General features: G+C 70.3%; 26 protein-coding genes. 20 read left to right on the top strand and 6 right to left on the bottom strand.

Annotation, left to right across the window (positions count from 1 at the left end; all coding sequences use genetic code 11):
- The first annotated feature begins 2 nt into the window (after window positions 1–2).
- From ABZ484_RS23035 to ABZ484_RS23000, 8 genes are all read left to right on the top strand, one after another.
- On the top strand, window positions 3–944 hold the full coding sequence (locus ABZ484_RS23035) for a type II secretion system F family protein (protein WP_358867790.1): 942 nt from the start codon (window positions 3–5) through the stop codon (window positions 942–944).
- A 28-nt stretch (window positions 945–972) separates the two neighbouring features.
- Window positions 973–1,860: a DUF5936 domain-containing protein gene (locus ABZ484_RS23030; protein ID WP_189895553.1), complete on the top strand. Its 888-nt coding sequence runs from the start codon at window positions 973–975 to the stop codon at window positions 1,858–1,860.
- Window positions 1,861–2,204: 344 nt separating this feature from the next.
- Complete coding sequence (locus tag ABZ484_RS23025; protein WP_358867810.1) at window positions 2,205–3,470, top strand: histidine kinase; 1,266 nt, start codon at window positions 2,205–2,207, stop codon at window positions 3,468–3,470.
- A gap of 15 nt (window positions 3,471–3,485) precedes the next feature.
- Complete coding sequence (locus ABZ484_RS23020; RefSeq protein WP_358867789.1) at window positions 3,486–4,349, top strand: response regulator transcription factor; 864 nt, start codon at window positions 3,486–3,488, stop codon at window positions 4,347–4,349.
- 148 nt (window positions 4,350–4,497) lie between these two features.
- Window positions 4,498–4,731, top strand: coding sequence for a hypothetical protein (locus tag ABZ484_RS23015; RefSeq protein ID WP_316740263.1), 234 nt, complete (start codon window positions 4,498–4,500; stop codon window positions 4,729–4,731).
- Window positions 4,728–5,330, top strand: coding sequence for a pilus assembly protein TadG-related protein (locus ABZ484_RS23010; RefSeq protein WP_358867788.1), 603 nt, complete (start codon window positions 4,728–4,730; stop codon window positions 5,328–5,330). The genes ABZ484_RS23015 and ABZ484_RS23010 overlap by 4 nt, the downstream gene beginning before the upstream one ends.
- Before the next feature lie 34 nt (window positions 5,331–5,364).
- Window positions 5,365–5,943, top strand: a complete 579-nt coding sequence (locus tag ABZ484_RS23005) for a hypothetical protein (RefSeq protein WP_358867787.1) — start codon at window positions 5,365–5,367, stop codon at window positions 5,941–5,943.
- Window positions 5,944–5,953: 10 nt separating this feature from the next.
- On the top strand, window positions 5,954–6,586 hold the full coding sequence (locus ABZ484_RS23000; RefSeq protein ID WP_358867786.1) for an OmpA family protein: 633 nt from the start codon (window positions 5,954–5,956) through the stop codon (window positions 6,584–6,586).
- 143 nt (window positions 6,587–6,729) lie between these two features.
- Here ABZ484_RS23000 and ABZ484_RS22995 read toward each other — a convergent pair whose 3' ends face one another.
- From ABZ484_RS22995 to ABZ484_RS22980, 4 genes are all read right to left on the bottom strand, one after another.
- Window positions 6,730–6,978 (bottom strand): CopG family transcriptional regulator, encoded by a 249-nt coding sequence (locus ABZ484_RS22995; protein ID WP_358867785.1) that lies wholly within the window; start codon window positions 6,976–6,978, stop codon window positions 6,730–6,732.
- 200 nt (window positions 6,979–7,178) lie between these two features.
- Window positions 7,179–7,658, bottom strand: coding sequence for a hypothetical protein (locus ABZ484_RS22990; RefSeq protein ID WP_358867784.1), 480 nt, complete (start codon window positions 7,656–7,658; stop codon window positions 7,179–7,181).
- Between the two features lie 92 nt (window positions 7,659–7,750).
- Window positions 7,751–9,586: an alpha/beta hydrolase gene (locus ABZ484_RS22985; protein WP_358867783.1), complete on the bottom strand. Its 1,836-nt coding sequence runs from the start codon at window positions 9,584–9,586 to the stop codon at window positions 7,751–7,753.
- A gap of 5 nt (window positions 9,587–9,591) precedes the next feature.
- Window positions 9,592–10,035 (bottom strand): amino acid ABC transporter permease, encoded by a 444-nt coding sequence (locus tag ABZ484_RS22980; RefSeq protein WP_358867782.1) that lies wholly within the window; start codon window positions 10,033–10,035, stop codon window positions 9,592–9,594.
- 271 nt (window positions 10,036–10,306) lie between these two features.
- On the opposite strand from ABZ484_RS22980, the gene ABZ484_RS22975 reads away from it, so the two are divergent.
- Together ABZ484_RS22975 and ABZ484_RS22970 are read left to right on the top strand one after the other, a co-directional pair.
- Window positions 10,307–10,588: an Arc family DNA-binding protein gene (locus tag ABZ484_RS22975; protein ID WP_358867781.1), complete on the top strand. Its 282-nt coding sequence runs from the start codon at window positions 10,307–10,309 to the stop codon at window positions 10,586–10,588.
- Window positions 10,589–10,593: 5 nt separating this feature from the next.
- The gene (locus ABZ484_RS22970; protein WP_358867809.1) at window positions 10,594–10,980 is read left to right on the top strand and encodes a hypothetical protein; all 387 of its coding nucleotides are present in this window, start codon (window positions 10,594–10,596) and stop codon (window positions 10,978–10,980) included.
- Between the two features lie 123 nt (window positions 10,981–11,103).
- On the opposite strand, the gene ABZ484_RS22965 is transcribed toward ABZ484_RS22970, so the two are convergent.
- Window positions 11,104–11,796 carry a DUF5753 domain-containing protein gene (locus ABZ484_RS22965; RefSeq protein WP_358867780.1) on the bottom strand — a complete coding sequence of 231 codons (693 nt, stop codon included), beginning with the start codon at window positions 11,794–11,796 and terminating at the stop codon, window positions 11,104–11,106.
- Window positions 11,797–12,617: 821 nt separating this feature from the next.
- Between ABZ484_RS22965 and ABZ484_RS22960 the strand changes: the two genes are divergently transcribed.
- The 3 genes from ABZ484_RS22960 (at window position 12,618) to ABZ484_RS22950 (ending at window position 16,118) form a co-directional block, all read left to right on the top strand.
- Window positions 12,618–14,810 (top strand): Tox-REase-5 domain-containing protein, encoded by a 2,193-nt coding sequence (locus ABZ484_RS22960; RefSeq protein WP_358867779.1) that lies wholly within the window; start codon window positions 12,618–12,620, stop codon window positions 14,808–14,810.
- A 76-nt stretch (window positions 14,811–14,886) separates the two neighbouring features.
- Window positions 14,887–15,591 (top strand): hypothetical protein, encoded by a 705-nt coding sequence (locus tag ABZ484_RS22955; protein WP_358867778.1) that lies wholly within the window; start codon window positions 14,887–14,889, stop codon window positions 15,589–15,591.
- Window positions 15,588–16,118: a hypothetical protein gene (locus ABZ484_RS22950; RefSeq protein WP_358867777.1), complete on the top strand. Its 531-nt coding sequence runs from the start codon at window positions 15,588–15,590 to the stop codon at window positions 16,116–16,118. The genes ABZ484_RS22955 and ABZ484_RS22950 overlap by 4 nt, the downstream gene beginning before the upstream one ends.
- Window positions 16,119–16,205: 87 nt before the next feature.
- On the opposite strand, the gene ABZ484_RS22945 is transcribed toward ABZ484_RS22950, so the two are convergent.
- On the bottom strand, window positions 16,206–16,613 hold the full coding sequence (locus ABZ484_RS22945) for a DUF192 domain-containing protein (protein WP_358867776.1): 408 nt from the start codon (window positions 16,611–16,613) through the stop codon (window positions 16,206–16,208).
- A gap of 166 nt (window positions 16,614–16,779) precedes the next feature.
- On the opposite strand from ABZ484_RS22945, the gene ABZ484_RS22940 reads away from it, so the two are divergent.
- The 7 genes from ABZ484_RS22940 to ABZ484_RS22910 form a co-directional block, all read left to right on the top strand.
- Complete coding sequence (locus ABZ484_RS22940) at window positions 16,780–17,523, top strand: A24 family peptidase (protein ID WP_358867775.1); 744 nt, start codon at window positions 16,780–16,782, stop codon at window positions 17,521–17,523.
- Window positions 17,524–17,674: 151 nt separating this feature from the next.
- The gene (locus ABZ484_RS22935) at window positions 17,675–18,556 is read left to right on the top strand and encodes an LLM class flavin-dependent oxidoreductase (protein WP_358867774.1); all 882 of its coding nucleotides are present in this window, start codon (window positions 17,675–17,677) and stop codon (window positions 18,554–18,556) included.
- 160 nt (window positions 18,557–18,716) lie between these two features.
- Entirely contained in the window at window positions 18,717–19,505 is a 789-nt protein-coding gene (locus ABZ484_RS22930) for a class I SAM-dependent methyltransferase (RefSeq protein WP_358867773.1), read from the top strand.
- A gap of 781 nt (window positions 19,506–20,286) precedes the next feature.
- Entirely contained in the window at window positions 20,287–21,060 is a 774-nt protein-coding gene (locus tag ABZ484_RS22925) for an isoprenyl transferase (protein ID WP_358867772.1), read from the top strand.
- A 341-nt stretch (window positions 21,061–21,401) separates the two neighbouring features.
- Window positions 21,402–22,727, top strand: a complete 1,326-nt coding sequence (locus ABZ484_RS22920; protein ID WP_030184275.1) for a PhoH family protein — start codon at window positions 21,402–21,404, stop codon at window positions 22,725–22,727.
- Window positions 22,728–23,173: 446 nt separating this feature from the next.
- Entirely contained in the window at window positions 23,174–23,869 is a 696-nt protein-coding gene (locus ABZ484_RS22915; RefSeq protein ID WP_358867771.1) for a transglycosylase SLT domain-containing protein, read from the top strand.
- A 186-nt stretch (window positions 23,870–24,055) separates the two neighbouring features.
- The coding region (locus ABZ484_RS22910) for an AI-2E family transporter (RefSeq protein WP_358867770.1) at window positions 24,056–25,201 on the top strand (1,146 nt) is incomplete at its 3' end.

Here is a 25,201-nt window from a genome sequence, read left to right as displayed (position 1 = left end):
CCATGGATCTGAGCACCCTCGTCACCCTCACCACCGGCGTCACCCTGCTGACCTGCGTCCTGGCCGTCGTGGGCCTGCACGCCTACGCCATGGGCCGGGCCCAGCGGGCGGCACTCGTCGACCGGCTGTCCCAGACCGGCCAGGTCACGGTGGGCCGCCGGCGCCGCTTCCGCACGCTGGACCGCCGGCTGCGCCGCACCCGGCTGGGCCGCAGGCTGGAACTGAGGCTGGCCGCGACGGGCCTGGACGTCACGCCGGGCGAGTTCTTCGCCTGCATGCTCGCCACGGTGGCCGCCCTGTGGCTGATCGGCCAGGCCGCCCTGGCCCCCTTCTTCGGCCCGCCGGCCGGGCTGCTCGGCGTCGGGGCGGCGATGCAGTTCCTCAGCTGGCAGCGCCAGAAACGCATCGAGAAGTTCATCAACCAGCTGCCCGAACTGGCCCGCATCCTCGCCAACGCCACCCACGCCGGCCTCGCCCTGCGCACCGCCATCGGCATGGCGGCGGAGGAACTGGAGGCCCCGGCGGGCGAGGAACTGGGCAAGGTCGCCCACCAACTGGCGCTCGGCGCCTCGATGGACGACGCGCTGGGCGAGCTGGCCGACCGCCTGCCCTCCCGCGAACTGGTCGTCCTGGTCACCACGCTCGTCCTGTCCAACCGGGCGGGCGGCCAGGTGGTCAGCGCCCTGCGGAACCTCACCGAGACCCTGGAGGAACGCAAGGAGACCCGCCGCGAGATCCGCACCCAGCTCTCCCAGGTCAACATGACCTCGTACGCCGTCCCCGTCCTGGGCATCGGCGCGCTCCTGCTCATGAACGGCGTGAAAGCCGGCGCGCTGGACCGGATGACGGGGTCCCCGGTCGGCCAGGCCGCGGTGATCATCTCGTTCGCGCTGTACGCCGTCGGGTTCGTCCTCATCCGACGCCTGTCCCGTATCGACGTCTGAGTCCAGGCCCAGAGAGGGGGAACCGGGTATGGCACTGCTGCTCGCACTGGTGACGGGCCTCAGCGTCTGGGGCGTCTTCGCCGGCATCCGCATGTACCGGGCGGACGCCAGACTGCCCGACGACCTGGCGCTGGCCCTGGAGGTGGGCTCCACCCGCACCGGCGCGGTGGACTCCGTGATCGACCGCCTCGGCATGCGCTACGCCCCGGCCGTACTGCGTCTGATGGGCCCCAAGCTGGTGGCGAAGTACCGCCGCAGGATCGACCTGGCGGGCAACCCGGGCGGCCTGACGATCGACCGCTACGCGGCCCGACGGGCGGTGTACGGCTTCCTGGGTGGTGTCGGCGGTCTGGTGTTCGTGCTGCGCGGCCAGTTCCTGGTGGCGCTGCTGCTCTTCGCCTTCGGCGCGTTCTGGACGGAGGTCGGCATCTGGTCGGCCATCCGCATCCGCAAGGACGTGATCGAGCGCACCCTGCCGGACTTCCTGGACGTGCTGGCGGTCGTGGTCAGCGCCGGCCTGGGCTTCCGCCAGGCACTGGACCGGGTCGCCTCCAAGTACGAGGGTCCCTGGGCGGACGAACTGCGCATCACCCTCCGCCAGATGGACCTCGGCATGAGCCGCCGCCAGGCCTTCGCGGAACTGCGCCGCCGCAACGACTCCGAGCAGGTCGCCATGTTCGTCACGGCGCTCCAGCAGGGCGAGGAACTGGGCGCGCCCATCGTGGACACCCTGGTCGCCCTCGCCAAGGACATGCGCCGCACCGACGCGCAGAACGCCCGCCGCAAGGCCGCCCGCGCGGTCCCCAAGGCCACCATGATGATCACCACCTTCATGGTCCCGGCCACCATGATCCTCCTCACCGCGGGCCTGCTCCTGGGCTCCGGCGTGGACTTCAGCTCGGTCACGGGCAAGTAGGAAGGGGGCCCGAGGACACGATGACGACCACGGAGGCACACGGCACGCACCGCACGGAACGCACGGGCCTGCTCCGCCGCCGCCCGAGAACCCCCGAGATCACCACACCCCCGGCAGGCACGGTCCTCCCCGCCCACGTCCGCACGGGCGCCCCCGACATCCCGGTCACATCGGCGACCCCGGCCCTGCCACCCGGCTGGGAACCGGCGGAGGGCGCCGCGCCGCCGCCGCTGCCGCTGCCGCCTGGGCGGACAGCCGAGGGCGGGGAAGCCCCACAGGGGGCCCAGCCTCCGCAGGGCCTGGGCCCCGCCCCGGAGAAGATCCAGATCAGCGCCCTTCAGGCGATGTGCCGCCACGTCTTCGCCTTCCGCCTGGCGATGATCGCCCTGTCCGCGCCCGCCGCCCTGGTCCATGCCGCCCCCGGCCTTCCCACCCGCCTGGTCGGCGCGGCCGTCGTCGTCACCTTCATGGCCTCGTACGTCCTCTTCAGGGACTGGGAACGCTTCGGCCCGCTCCTCCTGCGCCACCCCACCCTGCTGGCCGTGGACACCCTCTTCGGTTCGCTGCTGCTGGTCGCGGCGGGCCCGGACAGCACCCTGGCCTACGTCAGCGTCTGCACACCGCTCCTCGCCGGCCTCGTCTACAGCTGGCGCGGAGCGGCCGTCTTCGCCTCGCTCCAGTCGCTGATCCTGCTGGTCGTCTACGCCGGCGACAGGGAACTGCACGCCAATGCGGCCCAGTCCGCCCTGTTCCCCGGCCTGTGCCTGATCGCGGGCGCGGTCGGCGCCACCCAGCGCACCCTGCTGCTCCGCTTCGGTGAGGCCACCCGCGCCCTGACCACGGTCCAGGCCCGCCTGGCGGTCACGGAGGCGGTGGGCGCCGAGCGCGCCCGCCTGGCCCGCGAGATGCACGACTCGGTGGCGAAGACCCTGCACGGAGTGGCGATGGCCGCCGACGGTCTGGCGGGCACGGCGGGTACCGACGGGATGGACCCGGCCCTGGTCAGACAACAGGCGGAACTGGTCGCCCGCTCGGCCCGCAGAGCCGCCGCCGAGGCCCGCGAACTGCTGACCGACCTGCGCCGCGAGCACGACCCGACCCATGGCACGGACGTCCTGGTCGAACTCGCCGCCCGCACCCGCGACTTCGCCGACCGCACCGGCCTGCCCGCCGCCTACCGCCCGACGGGCGCCCCCGGCGTACCGCCCATCCCGCCGGCCGTGGCCCGTCAGCTCCTGACCATCGCCTCGGAAGCGATGGAGAACGCCCACCGCCACGCGGCCCCGACCCGGGTCGACGTGGAGGCGGGCGTCCACGGCGACCTGCTGCGCATCAGCGTCCACGACGACGGAAGGGGCCTGCCCCCGGGCACCACGCTGGAACAACTGCGTCGCACGGGCCACTTCGGCCTGGTCGGCATGGTCGAGCGCGCCGCCTCCGTGGGCGCCCGCATCCGCGTCGGCCGCGGCAACCACCCCAAGGGCACGGAGGTCCGGGTGGAACTCCCGGTGGGCGCGCTGACGACATCAACAGCACCGACAGCACCGACAGCACCGACAGCACCGACAGCACCGACAGCACCGACAGCACCGACGACACCCAGGACTTGAGAGGAGGAGGCGCGAATGCAGGACCAGACACCGAACCCCTTCGAGACCCTGCCGTCCGCGACACCACCCACACCCTTGCGCGTGGTCGTGGCGGACGACAACCCGGTGGTCCGCGCCGGCCTGACGGCGCTGCTCTCCGGACGCCCGGACATCACGGTGGTGGCGGAGGCGGCGGACGGCCGGACGGCCTGGGAGGCGGCCCACACACACCGCCCGGACGTCGTCCTGCTCGACGTCCGCATGCCGGGCGTGGACGGCATCTCCGCACTCCCGTACCTGGTGCGGATCGCCCCGGTCCTCATGCTGACCTACAGCCGCGAGTCCCAGATCGTCCAGGAGGCCCTGAGCCGGGGCGCGGGCGGCTACCTGGTCCACGGCGAGTTCACGGCGGACCAGTTGGTGGACGCCGTACGGGACATCAAGGAGGGCAGGCCCCACTTCACCCCCACGGCGGCGGGAGCGTTGCTGGCCCAGTTGCGCCGGGACCGGCCGTCCAGCTCGCTCCCGGAGGGATTGGGAGATGCGACTGCACACGCCCCAGAAGCTCCAATGCCGGGTCCGAGCCCCAGTTTTGCGGAACCTCTTTCGCAACTGCAACCGAATGTGGGACAGTCATCGTCTGGGTGGACAGGTGGTGGCCGCCCGGCCGCCGTCGACAGGTCGAGGTTCCAACTCAGCGCGAGGGAGGCGGAGATCATGGACCTCATCGCGTCCGGCATGACCAATCAGCAGATCGCCGCCACCTGCTTCATCAGCGAGAAGACCGTCAAGAACCACATCAACCGCATCTTCGCCAAGCTCCACAGCACCAGCCGCGCCGAGGCCGCCGCGAAGTGGCTCGGCACGGCCCCGGGCCCGTCGGCGCGAGGACTGAGGTGACGTGAGATGACGACGGTACGGGGGAGAGGCGGCTGGGTCTCCCTTTGGGCCCGGGAATGGGCCCAGGGACCCTCCGGCGGCAGGGGCCTTCCGCCCTACCTTTCCGGTGTCGCAAGCGGCGCGACGACTCGACCCGGAGGGGAACACCATGAGCGACCTGATGCTGAAGACCGCGGTTGCGACCAAGGTCCGCGTGAACGGCTGGAAGAACACGACGGCCCAGGCACTCCAGCGCCGCGCCGGCGACAGGGGTCAGACCGCGGTCGAGTACCTGGGCATCATCGCGGTGGTGGTGGCGATCGTGCTGGCTATCACGGGGACCAGCATCGGTCAGACGATTCTGACCAAGATCACCGGCCTGATCGGCAAGGTCGGCAATTGACGCGACCGCGACGCTACGGCGACGCAGGGCAGGCCTTCCCCATCTACATCACGGTGGTGGGGGGCCTGCTCTTTCTTGCGCTCGCATACTTCGCGGTCGGCCAGGCGACGGTGAATCGAAGCGGTGCACAGACGGCGGCCGATGCGGCGGCACTCGCGGCGGCTCAGGAGAGGCGTGACCAGCTTGTGGCCGAGTGGACGAAGGACGTACTCGATCCGAGCAAGTGGCAGCAGATCTTCGAAGGCGACGGTCAAGAGCTCAGTTCCCCCTGCTGGCGCGCGTCTGAACTAGCCTCACAGAACGACGCCCGCATGCTTGGTTGTAGTCCGCACGGCCCGCTGGACTTCACGGTTGACGTCGAGACGAACAAGACCATGGGCAAGTCGGTTGTCCCCATCACGGAGAGCAAGCGCTCCAAGGCACATGCCGAAGCCGTCATCACGCGGCTCTGTGAGTTCAAGCCCTTGCCCGTGAACGCCGGGTCCGAAGTGCTGCCTCGCCTCACATGCAAGGACGGCAAGTACTGGGACATCGACCCGAAGGAGCTCACCGATCTGCCCAAGGCCCAAGACCTCTTCGACGTCCACCTGGTCGGCTGACAAGCGAACAACGAGCGATGAAGGAAGCAGAGTGATGAGCATTCGGTTCACTGCGAAGGCCCGCAGGGGGATGGCCGCGTTGATCGTTGCGGCTGGTCTTGCCGTGGGCGCGGCCGGCTGTGGTGGGGGCGGTGACGACAAGAGGCCGGAGGCTACGGCCTCTGCCTCCGAGGATGGCGGGTCCGAGCCGAGTGCTCAGCAAGGGCAGTCAGCCGCACCCCTGGCTGAGCTCAGGGGCACAGATGGCCTGCTGATTCAGATCGTCGCAGCCCAACGGGACTCCGGAGGGTTCGTCACAGTGAATGGCAACCTGAAGAATGACGGCGCCGAGTCCGTGCCCATTCCGGCCCAAGTCAGTGGCGACGAGACCGAAATCATCAAGCACGGGATCTCGCTAGGTGGCGCCACCTTGGTGGACTCCAAGGGCAAGAAGCGGTATTACGTCCTGCGGGACACAGAGGGGCGCCCGTTGACGACGACTGGGCTGGGCACGGTAGACGCAGGTCAAACTATCCCCGTCTTCATGCAGTTCCCCTCACCCCCCGCGAACGTCACCGACGTAAGCCTGCAACTCCCCACCTTCTCCAGCGGCACCATCAAGATCTCCGGCTGAGGCGGCCACCATGACCCACACCCGAACCCGCCTCACCCTCACCCTCACAACCGCCACCCTGCTCATCACCGCGAACCTCTACGGCACCGTCGCGGCCCACGCCGACACGGGCCCGAGCGAACCACCAGGCACCGAACCATCGGCCTCCGCCCCCGTGAAGGTGGACCCGAACGATCCGGACCTGAAGCTGCCCGAGGGGGCCACGCTCGCCGCCCCCAAGGTGCTGGACATCAAGTCGGTGGTGGAGGACCAGGGCGGCGAGGAGCGCCGTGAGGACACCAACACGGACGTGACGTTCGCGCTCCAGGCCGAGGTGCTGTTCGCGAAGGACAGCGCGAAGCTGAGCGACCAGGCGCGGGCACGTATCGAGGGGATCGCGCAGGAGATCAAGAAGCAGCACGCGAGCCAGGTCCGCGTCTTCGGCTTCACCGACAACCTGGGCACCCACGAACACGGCGTGGTCCTGTCCAAGCAGCGCGCGAACGCCGTCCAGGACGTCCTGGCCCAGGAGCTGAACGACCCGAACATCACGTTCGACGTACGCGGCTACGCCGAGCAGTACCCCATCGCGGACAACGCGACGGAGGACGGCCGCAAGAAGAACCGCCGGGTGGAGGTGACGTTCCCGCGCACGCAGACCTGATCCGCCGCCGTGCCCCCGGATCACCCTGTGCCTTCGTCGGCAGGTGTCCTTGGCCTGGGCGGTACGGACGAGCCCCGTGACGTACGGGTCGTTGGCCATGACCTTGCTGAGGCCCTCGCTGCCGAGAAGCAGCAGGCCATGGCTCAGTCGGCCTTGTGCGCATGCCGTTGCGGACCGGTGTCCTCTCCCTGGCTTCGCGCGACCTCCTCGTGCGCCGCCATCGACTCGGCGTCACGGAAGATCTCCGCGGCCCATTGCTCGACCTCGGGCGTGGGCGGGCCGATCTCCGCTTCCTTCTCCTGGAGCAGTTCCTCCAGCAGATCACGCTGTATCTGCCGGTCGACGGCCGCACTCACATACGTGGAGAAACCGCGCGCTCCCACGCGCGCCATGACCGCCGCGATACGCTCCGCAGCCTCAGTGCTTTTCATGGCCGAACAGCCCGTCAGTACCAGGAGAATAGATGTAGTGCAAGCGATTCGGTGAGATGGTGAGATGTCGACCTGGAAATTATTGCCGCTCGGCGCATGGTGGTGGTCAATAGTGTGCCGGTTGACAGCAGGTTGTGGAACTTTACAGGGTGCGAAACGGGTCAGTATTCCTTGTCGAGGTCTGTGCCCTTGGGGGCGCGGAAGCAGCCGGAAACAACGCGAACCTGGATCATCGGTTGCTTTGTGCCTGAGGAGCCAGTGATGTGCAGGGAGGTATTTACGGAGAATGGCTCCTTGTCTGAATCGGCGGTGAGTTCCAGGTTCTTGTTCTGGCTGGTGTCGTGGCCGTACTCGACGACGTTCCAGCCGTTCTGGGGAAGGCTTTTCCGCAAGCGCTGGAAACCGGCCTCCAGCTTGTCGGGCGCCACCCCGTAGATCGACCAGGAGTGGCGCATGCGGTAGAGGTGATCGGGGTCTTCGTCGCAGAGAGAGACACCAGCACCTCCTTCTGTCACTTTGCCATCCCTGATGCTGATCATGTCGAGAATCTCGCTGGACATGTGGTTGGCTTTGGCTCTGGCCTTGTCAACAGCCAGTGTGATGGGCTCGGCACCTGAGTCGTGGGGGTTCTTGCTCTTCACGTCTTCTGCGCATCCCGTCATGACAAGGGGTAGAACAACTGCCAGAGCACAAAGAGTGAGCCATCCGCGTGGTGGCCGGCGCCTGAGCGGGTTCACTTTTCTTCCTTAACGTCACCATAGTTGCCGACGACAACTGCACCTTGGTTCTGCAATGACACCGACCCTTTGTCCCAGTAGCCACTGTGCCCACTGGTGTCCACATCCATCCGGTGTCCTCCGAACGCTTCGTCGGATGGGATCGTGGTGATGTAGCCCGCGGCGTATGGGACCCCGTGCCAGTACTCGACACCCCACTTCTGACCTCCCAGGAAGGTTCGACCGAGGTAGGGAACCGGGTCGGTGCGGGCGGCTTCGGACCACACATGACCTCTGCCCACGTCGAGATCGCCCGCATCACCGACGAGCATGCCAGGGCTACCGGCGACGGCGATGTCGTCAGCGGCGATCCGGTGGTCCATGGTCGCGGCCCCGACGACAGTGGTGCCGTAGCTGTGAGCGATCACGGTTGTATGACTGGCGGCGTCACCACCCTGGGCAGTCTGCAGGCCGCCCAGGAAATTGTTCAGTTCGGAGGCCGCGTCCAAGGCGTAGATCGGACTCGGGGAGTCGGTTAGGACGTTCTGAGGAGCGTCGTAACCGATCCACGTGATGGTGGACGTGGACTCAGTCGGGGCTTGCGTCCGGGCTTCCTGCCATACGTCCGTCATCCGCTTGATGTCCTTGCCCGCACCCTCAAGTCCCGCCCCCGTCCCCGGAACGTACACCGCCGTGTTGTCCGCCGTGTCCGGGTTTCCGTTGGCGATGATCGCGTGCCCGTTTCCTTTCGTGTCAAAGCCGAGCAGGTAAGCCTGGGGCAGGCCTGGATCGCCGTTCTTGCCTGGAACCCCGCTGGCGTCCAAGCGGTCCTGGATCGCGTCCATGCCTTTGAGCTGGGACCGGAGTTGCTCCCCGCCCTTTTCCCTCCATTGCTGCCAGATCGGGTTGACGACGGCTGAGGGAGGGTCGCCGACCTGGACGTACTGCGGCGGCTCAGGGCCAAGACGCTCGTACTGCTGCCACACATGTGCCCGCGTCTCCGCAAGCACCAACCGATTGGAGGTGTCGCGGACCTCGGACGGCAGGCCGTCGAGCGCTCCGACCTCGGCCGGGTAGAGCGTCGCGTATTCGTCGCGCTGCTCATCGGTAAGGCTGTCCCACCACTTCCTGTTCTCGCCCGGGGACTTCCCGTGTGGGATGTCCTCCTCGCGGAGGAAGTCCCCGACGGCCTTGCGGACGGCCTTCATGTCCTCGGCGGCGTCCACCAGCATGGCGTCAGTGACGTCCAGCCCGGCCGGCGCCTTGAGGTTGCGCAGCACCGCGGCGTAACGGTCGTCGATCTCTCCGGCTTCACGCACCGCGTTCGCGATCCGCTCGGCGATGTCCTCGGCCTTGGCCTTGTTGGGATTACCTCCGCCCTCGCCCTTGCCGGGCTGAACGGGGACGGGGGCACCGGGATGCGCGGTGCCTCCGGCAGCGCCCGGCGCGTACGGTCCATAAAGGCCGGATGTCGACGTGCCGCTGTCCGCGAGAGGCGGAGGATAGGTCACCGAACCGTCATCGTTCACTGTGAACTTGAAGGTCTCGGCGTCCTCCAGTGCCTGCTTCAGGTTCCTCTGCGGTGCCTCGAGATCCGCGGCGAGGGACTCCAGGGTCGTTCGGACCAGGCCGCACTCGCTGTGGATGTACTGGTAGTTGCGGCTGAGGCGGTCGAGCTCACCGGCTGCTGTGGTGGCCGTTTCGCCCTTCTGGGTGGACCGTACGGGAATGCTCATCTCTCGGTCGACCCGTAAGCGGGCGGCGTCGGCGCGGTGGCTGACCTTGCCCCAGCCGTGGGCCGTGTCCCGGTACTCGGACAGCTTCAGGTCACGCAACTGCTGCCAGGTGGGCATCGACGTCACCGGGCCCATGCCGGGGTGTTGCCCACGCGAACACCATCCGCCCGGCCCTTGACCTGGTGGTCTACCTCACCGAAGTGCCTGCCGGTCTTCGCCAGGGTGCCATGCAGCCGCCCGCATTCGTCCCGCACGGCAGTCAGTCGCGCTTCCCACGTCGTGCGTGTCTCTTTGAGTGCGGCCGTGCAGGCGAACCCCTCGGTGCCGGCCGCTGTGCCCACACTGGCCGGCCTCAGGTCGGTCAGTCCGCTGGTGGTGGCGGTGCGAAGTTCGTCTGCCACCCTGGATGCACTTGTCCATGGGGTCTTGCTGATCCGCAGGTCGGCATCAGCGCCGCCCCCCGAGTCGGAGCTGCCCTGGTCGGCCGGCAGCTGGTTGAGCTGCATCTGCGTGGATCGCCGCTGGGCCGCCGTGGCCTTGAGCTGCTCCCACTCCTCCCACGCCATGCGTGGACCCTCCCCCGTGTCGTGCCGTAGCTCGCCGTGAACGTTTGACCGCAACGTTGCGGTGGTCGCGTAACACGGTAGTGACGGTGCGTGACCCACCCATCCGTATCGGCCACCAGCTCGTCTGAGTATCTGTACTCAGACAGCGCCCGGTCCCCGGCCGGACGGGCGGATGAGGGCTGGGGTAAATCGGGGCGCCGGGCCTCGCACCATTCGGACCACTGGGGCACTGAACCACCCGCCGGGCGTATACGTCACGTATACTCGCGTCATGTCCGACGTCATGATTCGTGTGCCCGCTGAAGTCCGTGACCAGCTTGCCGCCGTGGCCGAGGCGCGGGGGACCAGTCTGCGGGCCCTCATGCAGGAGATAGCTGCTCAGACACTGACTCCCGAGCAGATCAAGGAGCGGGCCGAACGCACCCGCGCTCTCCTCGCCGAGCGCTTCGGGCACTACGTGACGGATGAGGAGTCGGCCGAGATGCGGCGCAAGATGCGGGAAGCCACCGCCGCCCACCGTGCTGCTCTTGCGGGGACGGAGTCGTCCGGTTGAGCCAGATGATCGAACACTACGTCCTCGACACCCCCACACTGCTGGCGATGGGTGGCAACAAGCAGGTTTCGGGTCTCATCCACGCAGCGGCGTCCAGCGATGACGTGCGGCTGTGGGCACCCGTGCTGTGCCTTCTGGAAGCCGAGCGCGAGCGTGCGGGGGTCGTCGCTCACGTCGGCCTGCTCCTGGATGTGCTCCGCGTCATCGATGACGACTACGCGATGGCCATGAGCATCGCTGAGTTGCTCCGCGACGGGGTCGCCTTCGGTGTAGCCGCGGCCGTGCACGTGGCGCGGCCGAACCCGGCGATCCCCGACGGGGCGCTGGTGGCCTCGGTCCAGCCGGAGGCCTACGTCGGCCTCGGAGTCGGGGTCATGGACCTGAACCGCTGACGAGACCTACAGCAGGTGATCCGCCCTCCCCGCCTTGATCTCCCGGATCAAGGCCCGGAGGGCGTCCCGGCTGTCGGTCAGGGGGCGGTCCGGCGATGTAGGCGTTGCCTTCGGCGTCGGTGCCTATGCGGAAGCAGCTGGCGCCCTCTCCGCAGAAGGGGTCTTCCCAGGTGATGGCTGGCATGGTGGTGAGGGCTCCTCAGAGGTCGGTGGCGAGGGCGCGGATGAAGTCGCGTGACGCGTCGGGGGCAGGGCCACGGACTCCGCTGCTGCGAGGGCGGCTCGGTACTTGCTGGGCTGGGGCTCCGAATCGATGAACTCGGGCCCGTGAGTGCTGTCGAGTTCCACGGTGTCGAGTTGGGGTACGGACGACTCGGCGTACACGACCGACTGCCCGGCTCCGGGGAAGCCTCCCGCTTTGAAGGGGATTACCCGTAGCGTCACGGCGTCGCGCTCAGACGTTCGCAAGAGGTGTTCCAGCTGCCTGCGGGCGACGGCGGTGCCGCCGAACTCCATGCGCAAGGCGGCCTCGTGGACGATGGCGTCGAGCCGGGGAGGGACCGGGCGGTCGAAGACCTGCTGTCGGTCCATGCGCTGCGACACGCGGACCTCGATGTCGGACTCCGACAGGGCGGGGATCACCGCCTGGAAGACGGCATGCGCGTGTTCCTCGGTCTGTGGCAGGCCGGGCAGGTGCACGCTCACCGCGATCCGTACCCGTTCGGCGTGCCACTCCATCTCCGCGATGTCCAGGAAGCCCTCGGGCAGTTGGCCGCGATACGCCTCCCACCACCCTTTGTCGCGATCTGCGGCCATGGCGGACAAAGCCTCGACAAGGGCCTGGTCCGCGCATCCGTAGTTGCTCACCCTTTGCTACAGCCTCACCCTCCCAGCCGCCCCGCGCACCCCGGCGATCGTTCGTGCGGCCACCCGCACGGTCCTGCGCGCCCACGGTCTTGCCGACATCACCGAACCCGCCGTCCAGGTGGCGAGCGAACTGGCCGCCTGTGCCTGCCGTTTCAGTGCCTCGCCGGAGGTGTACGTGTGTCTCCGCTACCGGGACGGCGCCTTCCGCGTCGTCCTCTACGACGGGCATCCGCGCCACACCCACCCCGCCTCACCGAGGCCTGCGACGCCCACCGTCGCTCGACGCTGTGGCTGTCGGCGTGCGTGGTCCGTGCCTGTGGCGGCGACTGGGGTTTCGGCGACGCCCGTGAGCCGGGTGGCGGCACGCGGATGTGGGTGGTGCTGCCGAGGGCTGGTGCTCGCGCCTACCTCTCCGGCCGCTGTGTGCCGCAGACCTGAGAGAGGGAGGAGCGAGTGGAGGATTGGTGCCACGCCACCTCCCCCCGGACCAGGCCTTTTGGGTAGACCGTTGGCACAAATTCTCCACTGGTGCCGACTTCTGCCACCGGGATGGCGGAGAGACTCCCGGCCGACCGCGCTCCGCGAGTTCCTTGGATTCCCGAGGATTGGGCACCGTATTGGGTCCGCGGGCCCATGTCGGGTGCTCTGCCTCTTCCTAACCTCGGGCCAGGTTGTGCACCCGAGTTGGGGGAGGCGACATGGCCTCGGGCGGGGGAGTGCCGGAGTTCGGAGGGGCGGCCGGGACCGGCGGGCCCGGGGGGCGGAGGGGCTTGCCCCGCTCCCTCTCCATGGCGTTCGTGCTCGTGCACGTGTTGTTCGCCGCCACCGTCCTCGGCGGGGTCGGGCTGCTGCTGACCGCGGGGTCGTACGGCACTCTCGACGGCGGTGTCCTCGCCCTCACCGCCTATGCGGCGGCGCCCGGAGTGCTCGGCTGGTGGCTCGCCCGGCGGAGCCGGGAGGGCGGGGAGCGGGTCCGGCGCGGGCTGGTCGGGGTTCAGGTGTGGCTGGTCCTGGGTGGGATCGCCAACCTCGCCGGCGGGTCGACGCGTGGCGCGCTTCAGGTCTTCCTTCCCCTCCTTGTCCTCTGCTTCCTCCTCCAGGGCGAGAGCCGGGAGTGGTACCGGCTCCCCGAGGCGGAGCGGGCCGAGCGCCGGCCGTTCTCGTTCGCCCGGATGATTCGGTGGCGGCGGGGGGACGAGGGGCAGACCGCCGTCGAGTACGCGGGGCTGGTCGCCATCGTCGCGGCCATCGTGCTCGCGCTGGTGGTCAGCGGCCTCGGCACGCAGATACTCGGGGGCATCCAGACACAGGTCTGCAAGGTCGCCGGCATGGGGTGCCCGGCCGCGACGACCGACGGCACGGGCACCGACGCCTCCGGCCCCGCGGGCACCGACGCCTCCGGCCCCACGAGCACCGACGCCTCCGGCCCCACGGGCGTCGACAGCGGCAACGCCAACGGCAGCAGCGGAAAGACCAATCAGCCCAGCGGCAACGCCGGCGACGCCCACCCCGGCAGCGGCGAGAAGGAGGACCACGGCTGCTTCTCAGGAGTCGGCGCCTTCTTCGGCTGTGCCGGTCATCAGGTGAAGCAGGTCGGGCAAGGGCTCTTCGTCGACGGGGTGTGGGGTGACGTCACCGGGATCTACGACATGGCCCGCCACCCCCTCGACACGCTCAAGGGTATCGGCGGCTACGGCAAGCAGCTGGGCGAGGACTGGTGGGACAACTCGGCGGGCGCCCGCGACAAATGGTCCAAGGGCGACTACTTCGGGGCCGTCCTGGACTGGGGCGGCTCCACGCTGAAGACGGGCGGGTCGGTCCTCTACGACACGTTCGTCGGCGACGACACCGCCGGTGACTGGAAGAACGGCGACAAGACCCGCGCCGTCACCCACGTCATCTGGAACATCGGCTCCCTCTTCATCCCCGGGTACGACGCCGCCAAGGTCGTCGAGAAGGTCGGGGACCTGGGGAAGATCGGCAGGCTCGGGAAGCTGGGCAAGCTCGCGGAGAAGGCGGGAGAGGCGGCCGAGGACGCCAAGAGGGCGGCCGGGGCCGGGGACGTCGAGGGCGCCGAGAAGGCGGCCAAGCGTGCCGACGAGGCGGCGGACGAGGCCGAGAAGAAGGCCCGGGAGTCCGGCTGCGTCCTCTCCGCCCCGGCGCGCAGGGTCCCGTACGGCGACGGCCCGCGCGAGGAGCCCGGCGGCCCGCTCACCGGCTCCTCCGGCACCGGCACCACCGTCCTGGCCGCCGGCGCCTCCACCCCGTACGTCGTCCTCGCCGAGGGCGGCTGCGACGAGGAGGCCAAGAAGGCGGCCGAGGAGGCCCGTAAGAAGGAACGTGAGGCCTACCTCGCCAAGAAGCGGGCGGAGGAGCCCGGGCGTGCCGCGAAGGCCGCGCAGAACAAGAAGCAGTACCCCGAGCCGAAGCACGACGACACGTCCGACCCGCGCAACTACAACCCGCCGGACTGGGCGGAGAACCTGAAGAACCACCCTCTCGGCGACGCCGACCACGGCGACGGCTACTGGGCGAGCCGGGACCGCAACCCGGCGCCCAACTGGAAGAACGAGTCGTGGCTCCGTTACCAGGAGCAGGTCACCGGCACGGTCCGCGGCCAGGAGTACGTCGTTCCGTACCCCAAGGAGGGGGTGCCCGACGTCGAGTTCGACGGCTGGGACTCGAGCAGGCAGACGTACCTGGAGGCGAAGAACGGCTACGACGGCTACCTCTCCAAGAGCAGTCCGGGCGAACTCACTCCCTCCGGCAAGGCCGAATTCGTCGCCGAGGCGAAGAGGCAGGTGGCGGCGGCCGGTGGCAAGACCGTGGAATGGCACTTCTCCAATCCCGAGGTCGCCAGGGCCGCACGCCGTGCCTTCCGCGAGGAGGGACTGAACATCAAGGTCGTCCACACCGAGCAGAAGCCGGTCGGCGGGACGCGCAGGCCCGGGGCGTTCGGGTAGCCCGGGCGCGGCAAGCGGCTCGACTATGGTGACGGCGATCGGACCTGACACGAGAGGCGACGACGGAGGCGTGGGGATGCGACGTCTGGTGCGGGGCTTCTGGGGCCCTCGGGAGGAACCGGTCGAGCAACTGGCCGGCCGTTGGAGAGCGACGCTGGAGCAGCTGGCCCGGCTGCTTCCCCAGGCGGATCTGCCGGGGACGTGGGACGTGCTCCGCGCTGCCGGACCGGCTGGTCAAGTGTCCGGAACAGAGCCCGCGTTGCTCGACGCGCTGTCCGCGGCCCGGGCGGCTGACGACTGGTCGGAGGGCAACGGCATCGCGCTGCGCCTGGTCGCCGCGGGAGCACCGGGCTGGGAGGTCGAGGTGAGCGGGCTGGCGGGCGGCACTCCGGAGTTCCTCCTCCAGTCGCTCGTGATCGGCCTCCGCGCACCGGCGGACGTGGAACTGCCCGGCATCGAACTCCTGGCCGTCGTGGCCGAGGCCTGGGCGCCCGATTTCGGCGACGTGACGGACGACGACGTGATGGACGCCCTGGAGGACGAGGCCGGGCACGAGGTCGGCGACCCGGGTGTGGGGTGGGCCGGCTATCTCTCCCCGGCGCGGGCCGCTCTGCTGCCCGAGGAGCTGGCCGTGCCGCGCAAGGAGGTGCGCGGGGGCGGCGTGTTGCTCGACATCGCGCCCCCGGGCGACACAGCCCCCGTGGTCCGGGTCCATGAGCGGCTGCGGGACGCCGGCGCGCTGCGGCCCCTGCCCCGCCCCATGGACCGGGCGACTCTGTGACCTCCCGCGCCGGTGAGCCGTTCGCCCTGGACCGGGCTCTTCGCGATGTCGACGGCCTGCTCGCCGCGGACGTCCCCGCGCACGGACCGACGACGAGCGAGGACGACCCGGTCAGGGGCGAGTGGTCCGTCACCCGGGGCGAGGGCTTCGTGCTCGTACCGCTCTGGGAGAGCGTTTCCCTCGTCGGGGTGTACGCGCCCGAGTGGAACACGGCGGAGGAGACGGCACACGCGCATCTGGCCGCGCTGGCCGGGGCGCTGGACCGGCGCTGGGGCGCTCATCGGCCGGTGGGCATGCGGGTGCCGCTGTTCCGCCGGATCGCCGGTGAGCCGATGCCCCCGTTCTTCGAGGCGCTGTGCGCCCAGGACCTCCTCGGCGACCTCGCGGTGTGGGGCCCGCCGCAGGCCGGACCCGGCCGGGGCGACCGCTGGCTCGCCGTCTCCGTCAACCAGAGCGACGGCGACGCGCCCTTCGTCCTCGCGGCGGCCGTGACCGACCATCCGATCGTGGAGCTGGAGGACGGCTGATCCGCCGTGACCGGTCACCTCCCGCCCGCGGCGCCGCGCGAGCTGCCGCGGCCGTGGAACGACCTGACCCACCGCAGGCGCCCGGCCCTACTCCGCCTCCGCCCGTACCTCCGCCCGTACCTCCACCCGCGCCCCCGCCCGCAGCCCCCACCCCGCCATGGCGCCCGCCTCCGCCTCCAGGACGTGGCGGGAGCGGAGGCGGGGCAGGCCCAGGCGGCCGGGCTTCATGGTGCGGACGGTCAGGACGCGCAGGCCGCGGTCCAGGTAGGCCACGTCGATGGGGATGCGCATACCGAAGGTGTGCACGCTGCCCGCGGGGGAGAGGAGGATCGCGCCGTCGACCGTGTCACGGCCGAGGAGCCCTTTGGTGCGGGCGCGGTAGGAGGTCGCCAGCTCCACCGGGACCACCACCGGCGCCGCACCCTCCCGGTCGGTCCGCTGCCCGGGACCGTGCACCACCAACTCACCCCGTCCGTCCCGCCAGCGTCGCCCCATCCCCGGCCGCCTCCCCACTTGCCGCCTCCCCACTTGCCGCCTCCCCACTTGCCGCCTCCCCACTTGCCTTCTCGTGTCGCCAAGCGACCGTATCCGCACGGCAGTGGGCCCCACATGGGCCCACGGGCCCATGCCGCGCCCGGCGGACCGGGACTAGGGTCCGGGCGTGCGCGTACTGCTGATCGTCCTCGCCGCCCTGTGGGGCGCGGGCGCCGGGCTGCTGGTGCCCCGCGCCGCCCACCGGTTCTCGGTCGACGCCGGCGAGGCGTGGCGCGGGCAGTGCCCGGACGGGCACGCGATCACGGGGCCGTTCGGGGGCTGGGCGGGGCGGGCGCGCTGCACCGCCGCCGCGGGCTGTGGGGCGTACGGGCCGAGCAGCCCGGCCGTCGGCGCCGTGACCGGCCTCGTCTGTGCGGCGCTCGCCGCCGCGACCGGCCCCCGGCCGGAGGTCGTGGTCTGGCTGCTCGCCGCGCCGGTCGGCGTGCTGCTCGCGCTCGTCGACCACCGGGTGCACCGACTGCCGGACGTCCTGACGCTGCCGCTCGCCGCCGCGACCGCCGTACTGCTGGGCGTCGCCGCGTTGCTGCCGGCCGCCGCGGGGTCGTGGCCGACGGCGCTGCTCGGCGGACTCGCCCTGGGCGCCGCGTACTTCGTCCTCTTCCTCGTCAATCCCTCCGGGATGGGCTTCGGCGACGTCAAACTGGCGCTGGCGCTCGGGGCGGTCCTCGGGTGGTACGGCTGGTCCGTCCTGGTCGTGGGCGGTTTCGCCGGGATCCTCTACGGCGCCTGCTACGGGCTCGGCCTGGTCGTGCTGCGGCGGGCGGGGCGCAGGTCCGCGATGCCGCTGGGGCCGTTCATGATCGGCGGGGCGTTCACGGGGCTGCTGCTGGGCGCGTTCGCGGTGGCGTGAGGGGCGGGGTGGCGGCGTGAGGAGCGTGGCGCGCGGCGTGATGAGCGAGGGGCGCGGCGTGATGTGTGTGGCGCCCGGCTGAGGAGCGTGGCGCCGGGCTGAGGATCAGGCCCGGGGCGTGAGAAGTGGGGCCGGTGGGGAGTAAGTCGTCATGACTGGACTCGGTGCTGTCTTCCGGCCCCAACTGCCCCCCGAGCGGCTGCGCTCGATCGCCCGCCTCGCCGACGACGCGGGCCTCGAGGAACTGTGGCTGTGGGAGGACTGCTTCCTGGAGGGCGGGATCTCCACGGCGGCCGCCGCGCTGGCCTGGACGGAGCGGGTGCGGGTCGGGGTCGGCCTGCTGCCCGTGCCCCTGCGCAATGTCGCCGTCACCGCCATGGAGGCCGCCACGCTGCACCGGCTCTTCCCCGGCCGCGCGATCCTCGGCGTCGGGCACGGCGTCCAGGACTGGATGGAGCAGGTCGGCGCGCGGGCGGAGTCCCCGCTGACCCTGCTGCGCGAACACCTGGGCGCCCTGCGGGCCCTGTTGCGCGGGGAGCGGGTCACGACCAAGGACGGCCGCTACGTCCGTCTGGACGACGTGGCCCTGGACTGGCCGCCGCCACCGGAGACCGCCGTCCCGGTCTTCGCCGGAGCCACCGGCCCGCGCACGCTGCGCCTGTCCGGCGAGGCGGCCGACGGCACGATCCTCACCGCGGTCACGCCCCCTGACGGCGTACGCCGGGCCCGCCGCCGCATCGACGAGGGGCGCCACGCGGCCGGCCGCACCGACGCGCACCGCGTCGTCGTCTACCTCCTCACCGCGACCGGTCCCGGCGCCGAGACCCGGCTGCGCGCCGAGCTGGCCGCCGAGGGCCGGTCCGACGTCCCCGGCCTGGGCGCGGCCGGGGACGCCGCGGCCGTCGCCCAGGCCGTCCGGGCCCTCGCCGACGCCGGTGCCGACACGGTGATCCTCCAGCCCACGGCCGACGAACCGGACCCCGAGGGCTTCATCCGCTTCACCGCCGAGGAGGTACGGCCACTGGTGCCGTGACCGTATGTCCTGCTCGCGACATTGCCTGCTTGCGACAGGCCCCCGTGCTTGTGACAGGCCCCCGTGCTTGCGACAGGCCCCCGTGCTTGCGACAGGCCCTGCTCGCGGCGCCGGGCGAAAATCAGGAGCCTTCACCGTCCCCGCCTGCGACGATCATCGCATGGCAGCAGACCCGCAGCACCGCTCGTTCGAAGACCTCGTCGCCGAAGGGGCCGCCGTGCCCACCGAGGGATGGGACTTCTCGTGGTTCGAGGGGCGGGCCACCGAGGCGCGGCCGTCCTGGGGGTACGCCGTCTCGATGGCCGGCCGGCTGTCCGGCGCGCACGCCGTGCTCGACGTGCAGACCGGCGGAGGAGAGGTCCTCGGCTTCGCCCTCGGCCGCGCCGGCCGCCGCCCCGCGCTGCTCGCCGCCACCGAGGGATGGCCGCCCAATGTGACGAAGGCGACCGAGCTGCTCCGTCCGCACGGGGTGGTGGTCGTGGCCTCCGCCGAGGACGCGCCGCTGCCGTTCGCGGACGCCGCCTTCGACCTCGTCGTCAGCCGGCACCCCGTCCGCCCGCACTGGGAGGAGATCGCCCGTGTCCTCGAGCCCGGCGGTACGTACTTCGCCCAGCATGTGGGGCCCGCCAGTGTCTTCGAGCTCGTCGAGTACTTCCTGGGGCCGCAACCGGAGGAGTCGCGTGGCGCCCGGCACCCCGACCGGGAGCGGGCGGACGCGGAGGCCGCCGGTCTGGAGGTCGTCGATCTGCGCGCCGAGCGGCTGCGCGTGGAGTTCCACGACATCGCAGCCGTCGTGCACTTCCTGCGCAAGGTGATCTGGATGGTCCCCGGCTTCACGGTCGAGGCGTACGGGCAACGGCTCCGGGAGCTGCACGAGCGGATCCGGCAGGAGGGCCCGTTCGTGGCGCACAGCACCCGCCATCTCGTCGAGGCCCGTAGGTCCGGTTGAGGCCGTGACGCGCCGGACGACCCGCACCCGGGCGCCCACTCGGGCGTCACAGTTTCCACATCGTTACCGCAGGCCTCTCCCCTCACCACCATGGCTCGAGTAAGTTCAGACCAACGTAATTCGCGTGAGCAAAGCTGCGCGGGTGGCATCGCGCAGTGGAGGGGGCTGCGCGACGCCGTGCCCGCTGATGGCGGCGGCTCCGCGTGCCCAGGACGGCCGAGGCCGGGCGGTGGTCGGCGTCAAGCGGACGTTCGCGACCCGGTCGCCCGTGGGAGGGACGCGGGAACAACTCGCCGAGTGGTCCCCAGATGGCGCAATCCCTCCGGATCCCGCCGTATCCCGCCCGTTTTTCCTGTGAATCCGCTGTGATCCGGCCATGATCCGGTGCGGAATGGCCGCTTCCAGCGCTCTCGACGCGTCGCCGGACGATTTCGGAGAGTAGTTGTGGCGCGCTGATGCACGCAGCATCACTTACGAAGGGTTATGGTGGAAACCCCCCCTCGGGCCGGTCCGTCTCCCCCCCACGGACCGGCCCGTTTTCTTGTACGAGCGACCGGGCCCCCGTTTGATACACGTCTCGCGGGTACGGGTTTCGACACGGCTCTGCCACAAGTGGGAACCGGACGCCGCTTCAGGGCGCGCATGACAACCCTTTGGGAGACCCTGGGTGTACCGGGGGTAGGCTTCGCCCCCGGGGACCGCCATACGGACCAGGCCGCCGCACGGACAGGGAACACCCCGGCCGCGCCTGTCCGATCCATACGGAGGGGCTGACGAACACGTGAACCTGCGCGACAAGCTGCGCGGCCTGCTGGTCAGGCTGTACGCGCGCCGGGTGGAAGGCCACCTGGACCACGCTCAGGTGCCCAAGCACATCGGCGTCATCATGGACGGCAACCGGCGCTGGGCGAAGGCCGCGGGTTCCACCACCGTGCACGGTCACCGGGCGGGCGCCGACAACATCGAGGAGTTCCTCGGCTGGTGCTCCGAGACGGACGTCGAGGTCGTCACCCTCTGGCTGCTGTCCACGGACAATTTCGACCGCCCCCAGGAGGAACTCGTCCCCCTCCTCGGCATCATCGAGGACGTCGTGCGTTCGCTGGCCGCCGACGGCCGCTGGCGCGTCCACCACGTCGGCACCATGGACCTGCTCCCGCCGGGCATGCAGGCCACCCTGAAGGAGGCCGAGGAGGCCACCGCCGACGTCAACGGCATACTCGTCAACGTCGCCATCGGCTACGGCGGCCGCCAGGAGATCGCCGACGCGGTGCGCTCCATGCTCCACGACGCCCACGAGCGGGGCGTCTCCATGGAGGACCTCGCCGAGGCCGTCGACGTCGACATGATCGGCCGCCACCTGTACACCAAGGCCCAGCCCGACCCGGACCTGGTCATCCGCACCAGCGGCGAGCAGCGGCTGTCCGGGTTCATGCTCTGGCAGACCGCGCACTCCGAGTACTACTTCTGCGAGGTCTTCTGGCCGGCCTTCCGCAAGGTCGACTTCCTGCGCGCGCTGCGCGACTACGCGGCCCGCCACCGCCGTTACGGCGGCTGACGGGCAGGCGCCGGCCACCGGCGACGTACCCGCTGGTCACCAGCAGTTCATCCGTGTGCCGTTCCATGCATTTGCATGGCGGCGCATGTTCGAGGGCATAAGCCAGACAGGTCGACACCCGAACCACGGGTGTCGGATCTCAGCGGGCGGCTCGGAGCCGTCCGCCCGGGAGGCCCTTTGCACCAGCCGCACCGTGCGGTCACAGCACGGAGAAGGACGCTTCAGGGCCGGTTCCCGGCCCCCGTGTGCGGGGGCCGGCGACCGGCCCCTATGCCCCCGCCCTCCCGGCCCGGCATCAGCTTCGTCGCTCCCCGACCTCATCCGAGGGGGTACGTCCTTCCGTGGTGACCAGCACAAAGCGCCACAAGCCAGATCGGCGCACCTACGTTCTCGACACCAGCGTCCTGCTGGCGGACCCGAACGCCCTGACCCGCTTCGACGAGCACGAGGTCGTGCTCCCCGTCGTCGTGGTCACGGAACTGGAGGCCAAGCGGCACCATCCCGAACTCGGTTACTTCGCCCGGCAGGCCCTGCGCCTGCTGGACGACTACCGGGTCCGGCACGGCCGCCTCGACGCCCCCATCCCGATCGGGGACCTCGGCGGAACGGTCCGGGTCGAGCTGAACCACTCGGACCCCAGCGTGCTGCCCACCGGCTACCGCCTGGGGGACAACGACTCCCGCATCCTCGCGGTCGCCCGCAACCTCCAGGCCGAGGGGTACGACGTCACGGTCGTCTCCAAGGACCTGCCGCTGCGGATCAAGGCGTCCTCCGTGGGGCTCCTGGCCGAGGAGTACCGGGCCGAGCTCGCCATCACGGAGAACTCCGGCTGGACCGGCATGTCCGAACTCACCCTGCCGGGCGAACAGGTGGACATCCTCTTCGAGGAGGGGCACGTCTACGTCCCCGAAGCCGCCGAACTGCCGGTGCACACGGGTCTGACGATCCAGTCGGAGCGCGGCAAGGCGCTGGGCCGGGTGACGGCCGAGGGCAACGTCCGGCTGGTCCGCGGCGACCGGGAGGCGTTCGGCATCAAGGGCCGCAGCGCCGAGCAGCGCATCGCGCTCGACCTGCTGCTCGACCCGGACGTCGGGATCGTGTCCATGGGCGGCCGGGCCGGCACCGGCAAGTCGGCGCTGGCGCTGTGCGCGGGGCTGGAGGCGGTGCTGGAGCGCCGTCAGCACCAGAAGGTGATGGTCTTCCGCCCGCTGTACGCGGTCGGCGGGCAGGAGCTCGGCTATCTGCCCGGCACCGAGGCGGAGAAGATGAGCCCCTGGGCGCAGGCGGTCTTCGACACGCTGTCGGCGGTCACCTCCCGGGAGGTCATCGAGGAGGTCACCGCGCGCGGGATGCTGGAGGTGCTGCCGCTCACCCACATCCGCGGCCGGTCGCTGCACGACGCGTTCGTCATCGTGGACGAGGCCCAGTCGCTGGAGCGGAACGTCCTGCTGACCGTGCTGTCCCGGATCGGCGCGGGTTCACGGGTGGTTCTCACCCATGACGTGGCACAACGGGACAATCTGCGGGTCGGCCGCTACGACGGTGTGGTCGCCGTGGTCGAGAAGCTGAAGGGACATCCGCTCTTCGCCCATGTGACGCTGACCCGGTCCGAGCGCTCGCAGATCGCCGCACTGGTGACCGAAATGCTGGAGGACGGGCACATCTGATCCGTTGATCCTCGTTCGCACCGCTGTCCCACAATCGGGCACATGTGCGGGAGTTGGCGCCGTCCGGCGGCTCGGGCAAAGCCCGAGAGCCTAGCCGGGCGGCGCCTTCGTGTGTGGGACATTCGCGGAATCGCGTGGTCCAAACGGGATGTGAGCTTTCACACGCAACTCAGAATTGCCTTGCGGTGTCGGGGTACGGCAGAGTCTCACTCCTGTCAGGCCCCGCATACGACACACCTGTACCCCCAGCGGTGCAGCACCACTTGAGCACCACCCCCAACTGCATAGCGTCGTCGTATGCCGCCCGAGCACCACGCGGCGCTCCCGTGACGGGAGTTGCCCACCGGGCCCGCGCCTCCCGTGACCCCGCAGTTGGGAGGCCAGTGCCAGGGGCACGATTGCGTCCGCCAGGGTCACCGAAGCGGGCGATGCTGGAAGGAAACCGTGTGAGCCGGATCTCGGTCCGGGGATTCGCAGTGGCCTCGGCCACCGCGGTCACCGCTGTCGGAAGCGTCGTCGGCGTTGCCTCGGGCAGCACCGCGCAGAACAACGACGCCGAAGCGACGGCAGCCGACGCGACGCTGCTCGCCGACATACCCGCGGGTCAGCAGGCCCAGGTACAGACGGCCTCCCTCGCGCAGCAGGCCGACGCCCAGGCCATCGCCGCGGACACGAGCGCCAAGAAGGACGCCGAGGAGGCCGCGCGCAAGGCGGCCGCCGAGACGGCGTACGCGAAGAAGGCCGAGGCCGAGAAGGCCGCCAAGGAGGCCAAGGAGCGCGCCGAACTGGAGAAGGCGGCCAGCCGCAGCGCGGCCCGCGACTCCTCCAGCTTCCCCGTCCAGAGCTCCTACAGCGTCGCGCAGATCCAGGCGATGGCGCGTCAGATGGTGCCCAGCGGACAGTTCCAGTGCTTCAGCAACATCGTGAACCACGAGTCCAGCTGGAACTACCAGGCGGTCAACGCCTCCTCCGGTGCCTACGGCCTCTTCCAGGCACTGCCGGCCGGCAAGTACGCCTCCGCCGGCGCCGACTGGCGGACCAACCCGGCCACCCAGATCAAGTGGGGCCTCAACTACATGAACAGCCGCTACGGCAGCCCGTGCGAGGCCTGGTCGTTCTGGTCGGCCAACCACTGGTACTGAGCCGGACCACCGGTACCGGGACGACGGAGCCCGAAGGACTTCCGGTCCGGCCCGGGTTCCGCCCCGTGCCTCTCAACCCTGCACAGCCCCTCCCCGTCCTAGGGAGAGGGGCTGTTGCCATGTAGCGTCTGACGGGACGACTCCAGGGGGGGAGTGGTGGGGAGAGACGGGGGAAGAGGACGGATCATGTCGCGAGTGCCAGGGTGGCTCGGACGGCTCGGCGCGGGGCTGACCGAGATGGGTGAGCGGTTGGACGAGCGCCGTGCCGAGGTGGAGAAGGAGCACACCGGGCCCGGACCGGAGCCCGCCGTGGACGCCACGCCGGTTCCCGACCACGTGACCGTCGGGCCGGCCCGGCCCGATCCCGCCCAGGCCGTGCCCTGGGGTGTGCGGGTGGCCGCCGAGGCCGGCTGGCGGGTGCTGGTGCTCGCCGGCACGGTGTGGGTGCTGATGCGGGTCATCAGCGCCGTCCAGCTGGTGGTCCTCGCCTTCGTGGGCGCGCTGCTCATCACGGCGCTGATGCAGCCGACCGTGGCGCGGCTGCGGCGCTACGGCTTGCCGCGCGGGCCCGCCACCGCGCTCACCGCCATCCTCGGCTTCGTCATCATGGGCCTGATCGGATGGTTCGTGACCTGGCAGGTCATGGAGAACATCGACAACCTCTCCAACCAGGTCCAGGACGGCATCGACGAGCTGCGCAAGTGGCTGCTGAACAGCCCGTTCCACGTCACCGACAAGCAGATCAACCAGATCGCCAAGAACCTGCGCGAGGCCATCGGAGCCAACACCGACCAGATCACCTCGGCCGGCCTGGAGGGCGTGACGGTGGTCGTGGAGGCGCTCACCGGGATCCTCCTGACCATCTTCTCCACGCTGTTCCTGCTCTACGACGGCCGGCGGATCTGGGAGTGGACGCTGAAGCTGGTGCCGGCGGCGGCGCGGCCGGGCGTGGCCGGTGCCGGTCCGCGCGCCTGGCGCACGCTGACGGCGTATGTGCGGGGCACGGTGATCGTGGCGCTGATCGACGCCATCTTCATCGGCCTGGGGATCTACTTCCTGGACGTGCCGATGGCCGTGCCGCTGGCGGTGTTCATCTTCCTGTTCGCGTTCGTCCCGCTGGTGGGCGCGGTGGTGTCCGGCGCGCTGGCGGTGGTGGTGGCGCTGGTCACCCAGGGTGTGTTCACGGCGGTGATGGTGCTGGTCGTGGTGCTGGCGGTGCAGCAGATCGAGGGGCATGTGCTCCAGCCGTTCATCCTGGGCCGGGCGGTCCGGGTCCATCCGCTGGCGGTGGTCCTGTCCGTCGCCGCGGGCGGCATGATCGCGGGGATCGGC

Origin of the sequence: Streptomyces sp. NPDC006393 (assembly GCF_040628575.1) — a bacterium.
Classification (GTDB): Bacteria; Actinomycetota; Actinomycetes; order Streptomycetales; family Streptomycetaceae; genus Streptomyces.
Note: the sequence above shows the minus strand (reverse complement) of the source record. Positions and strands in the feature narration are given on the sequence as shown.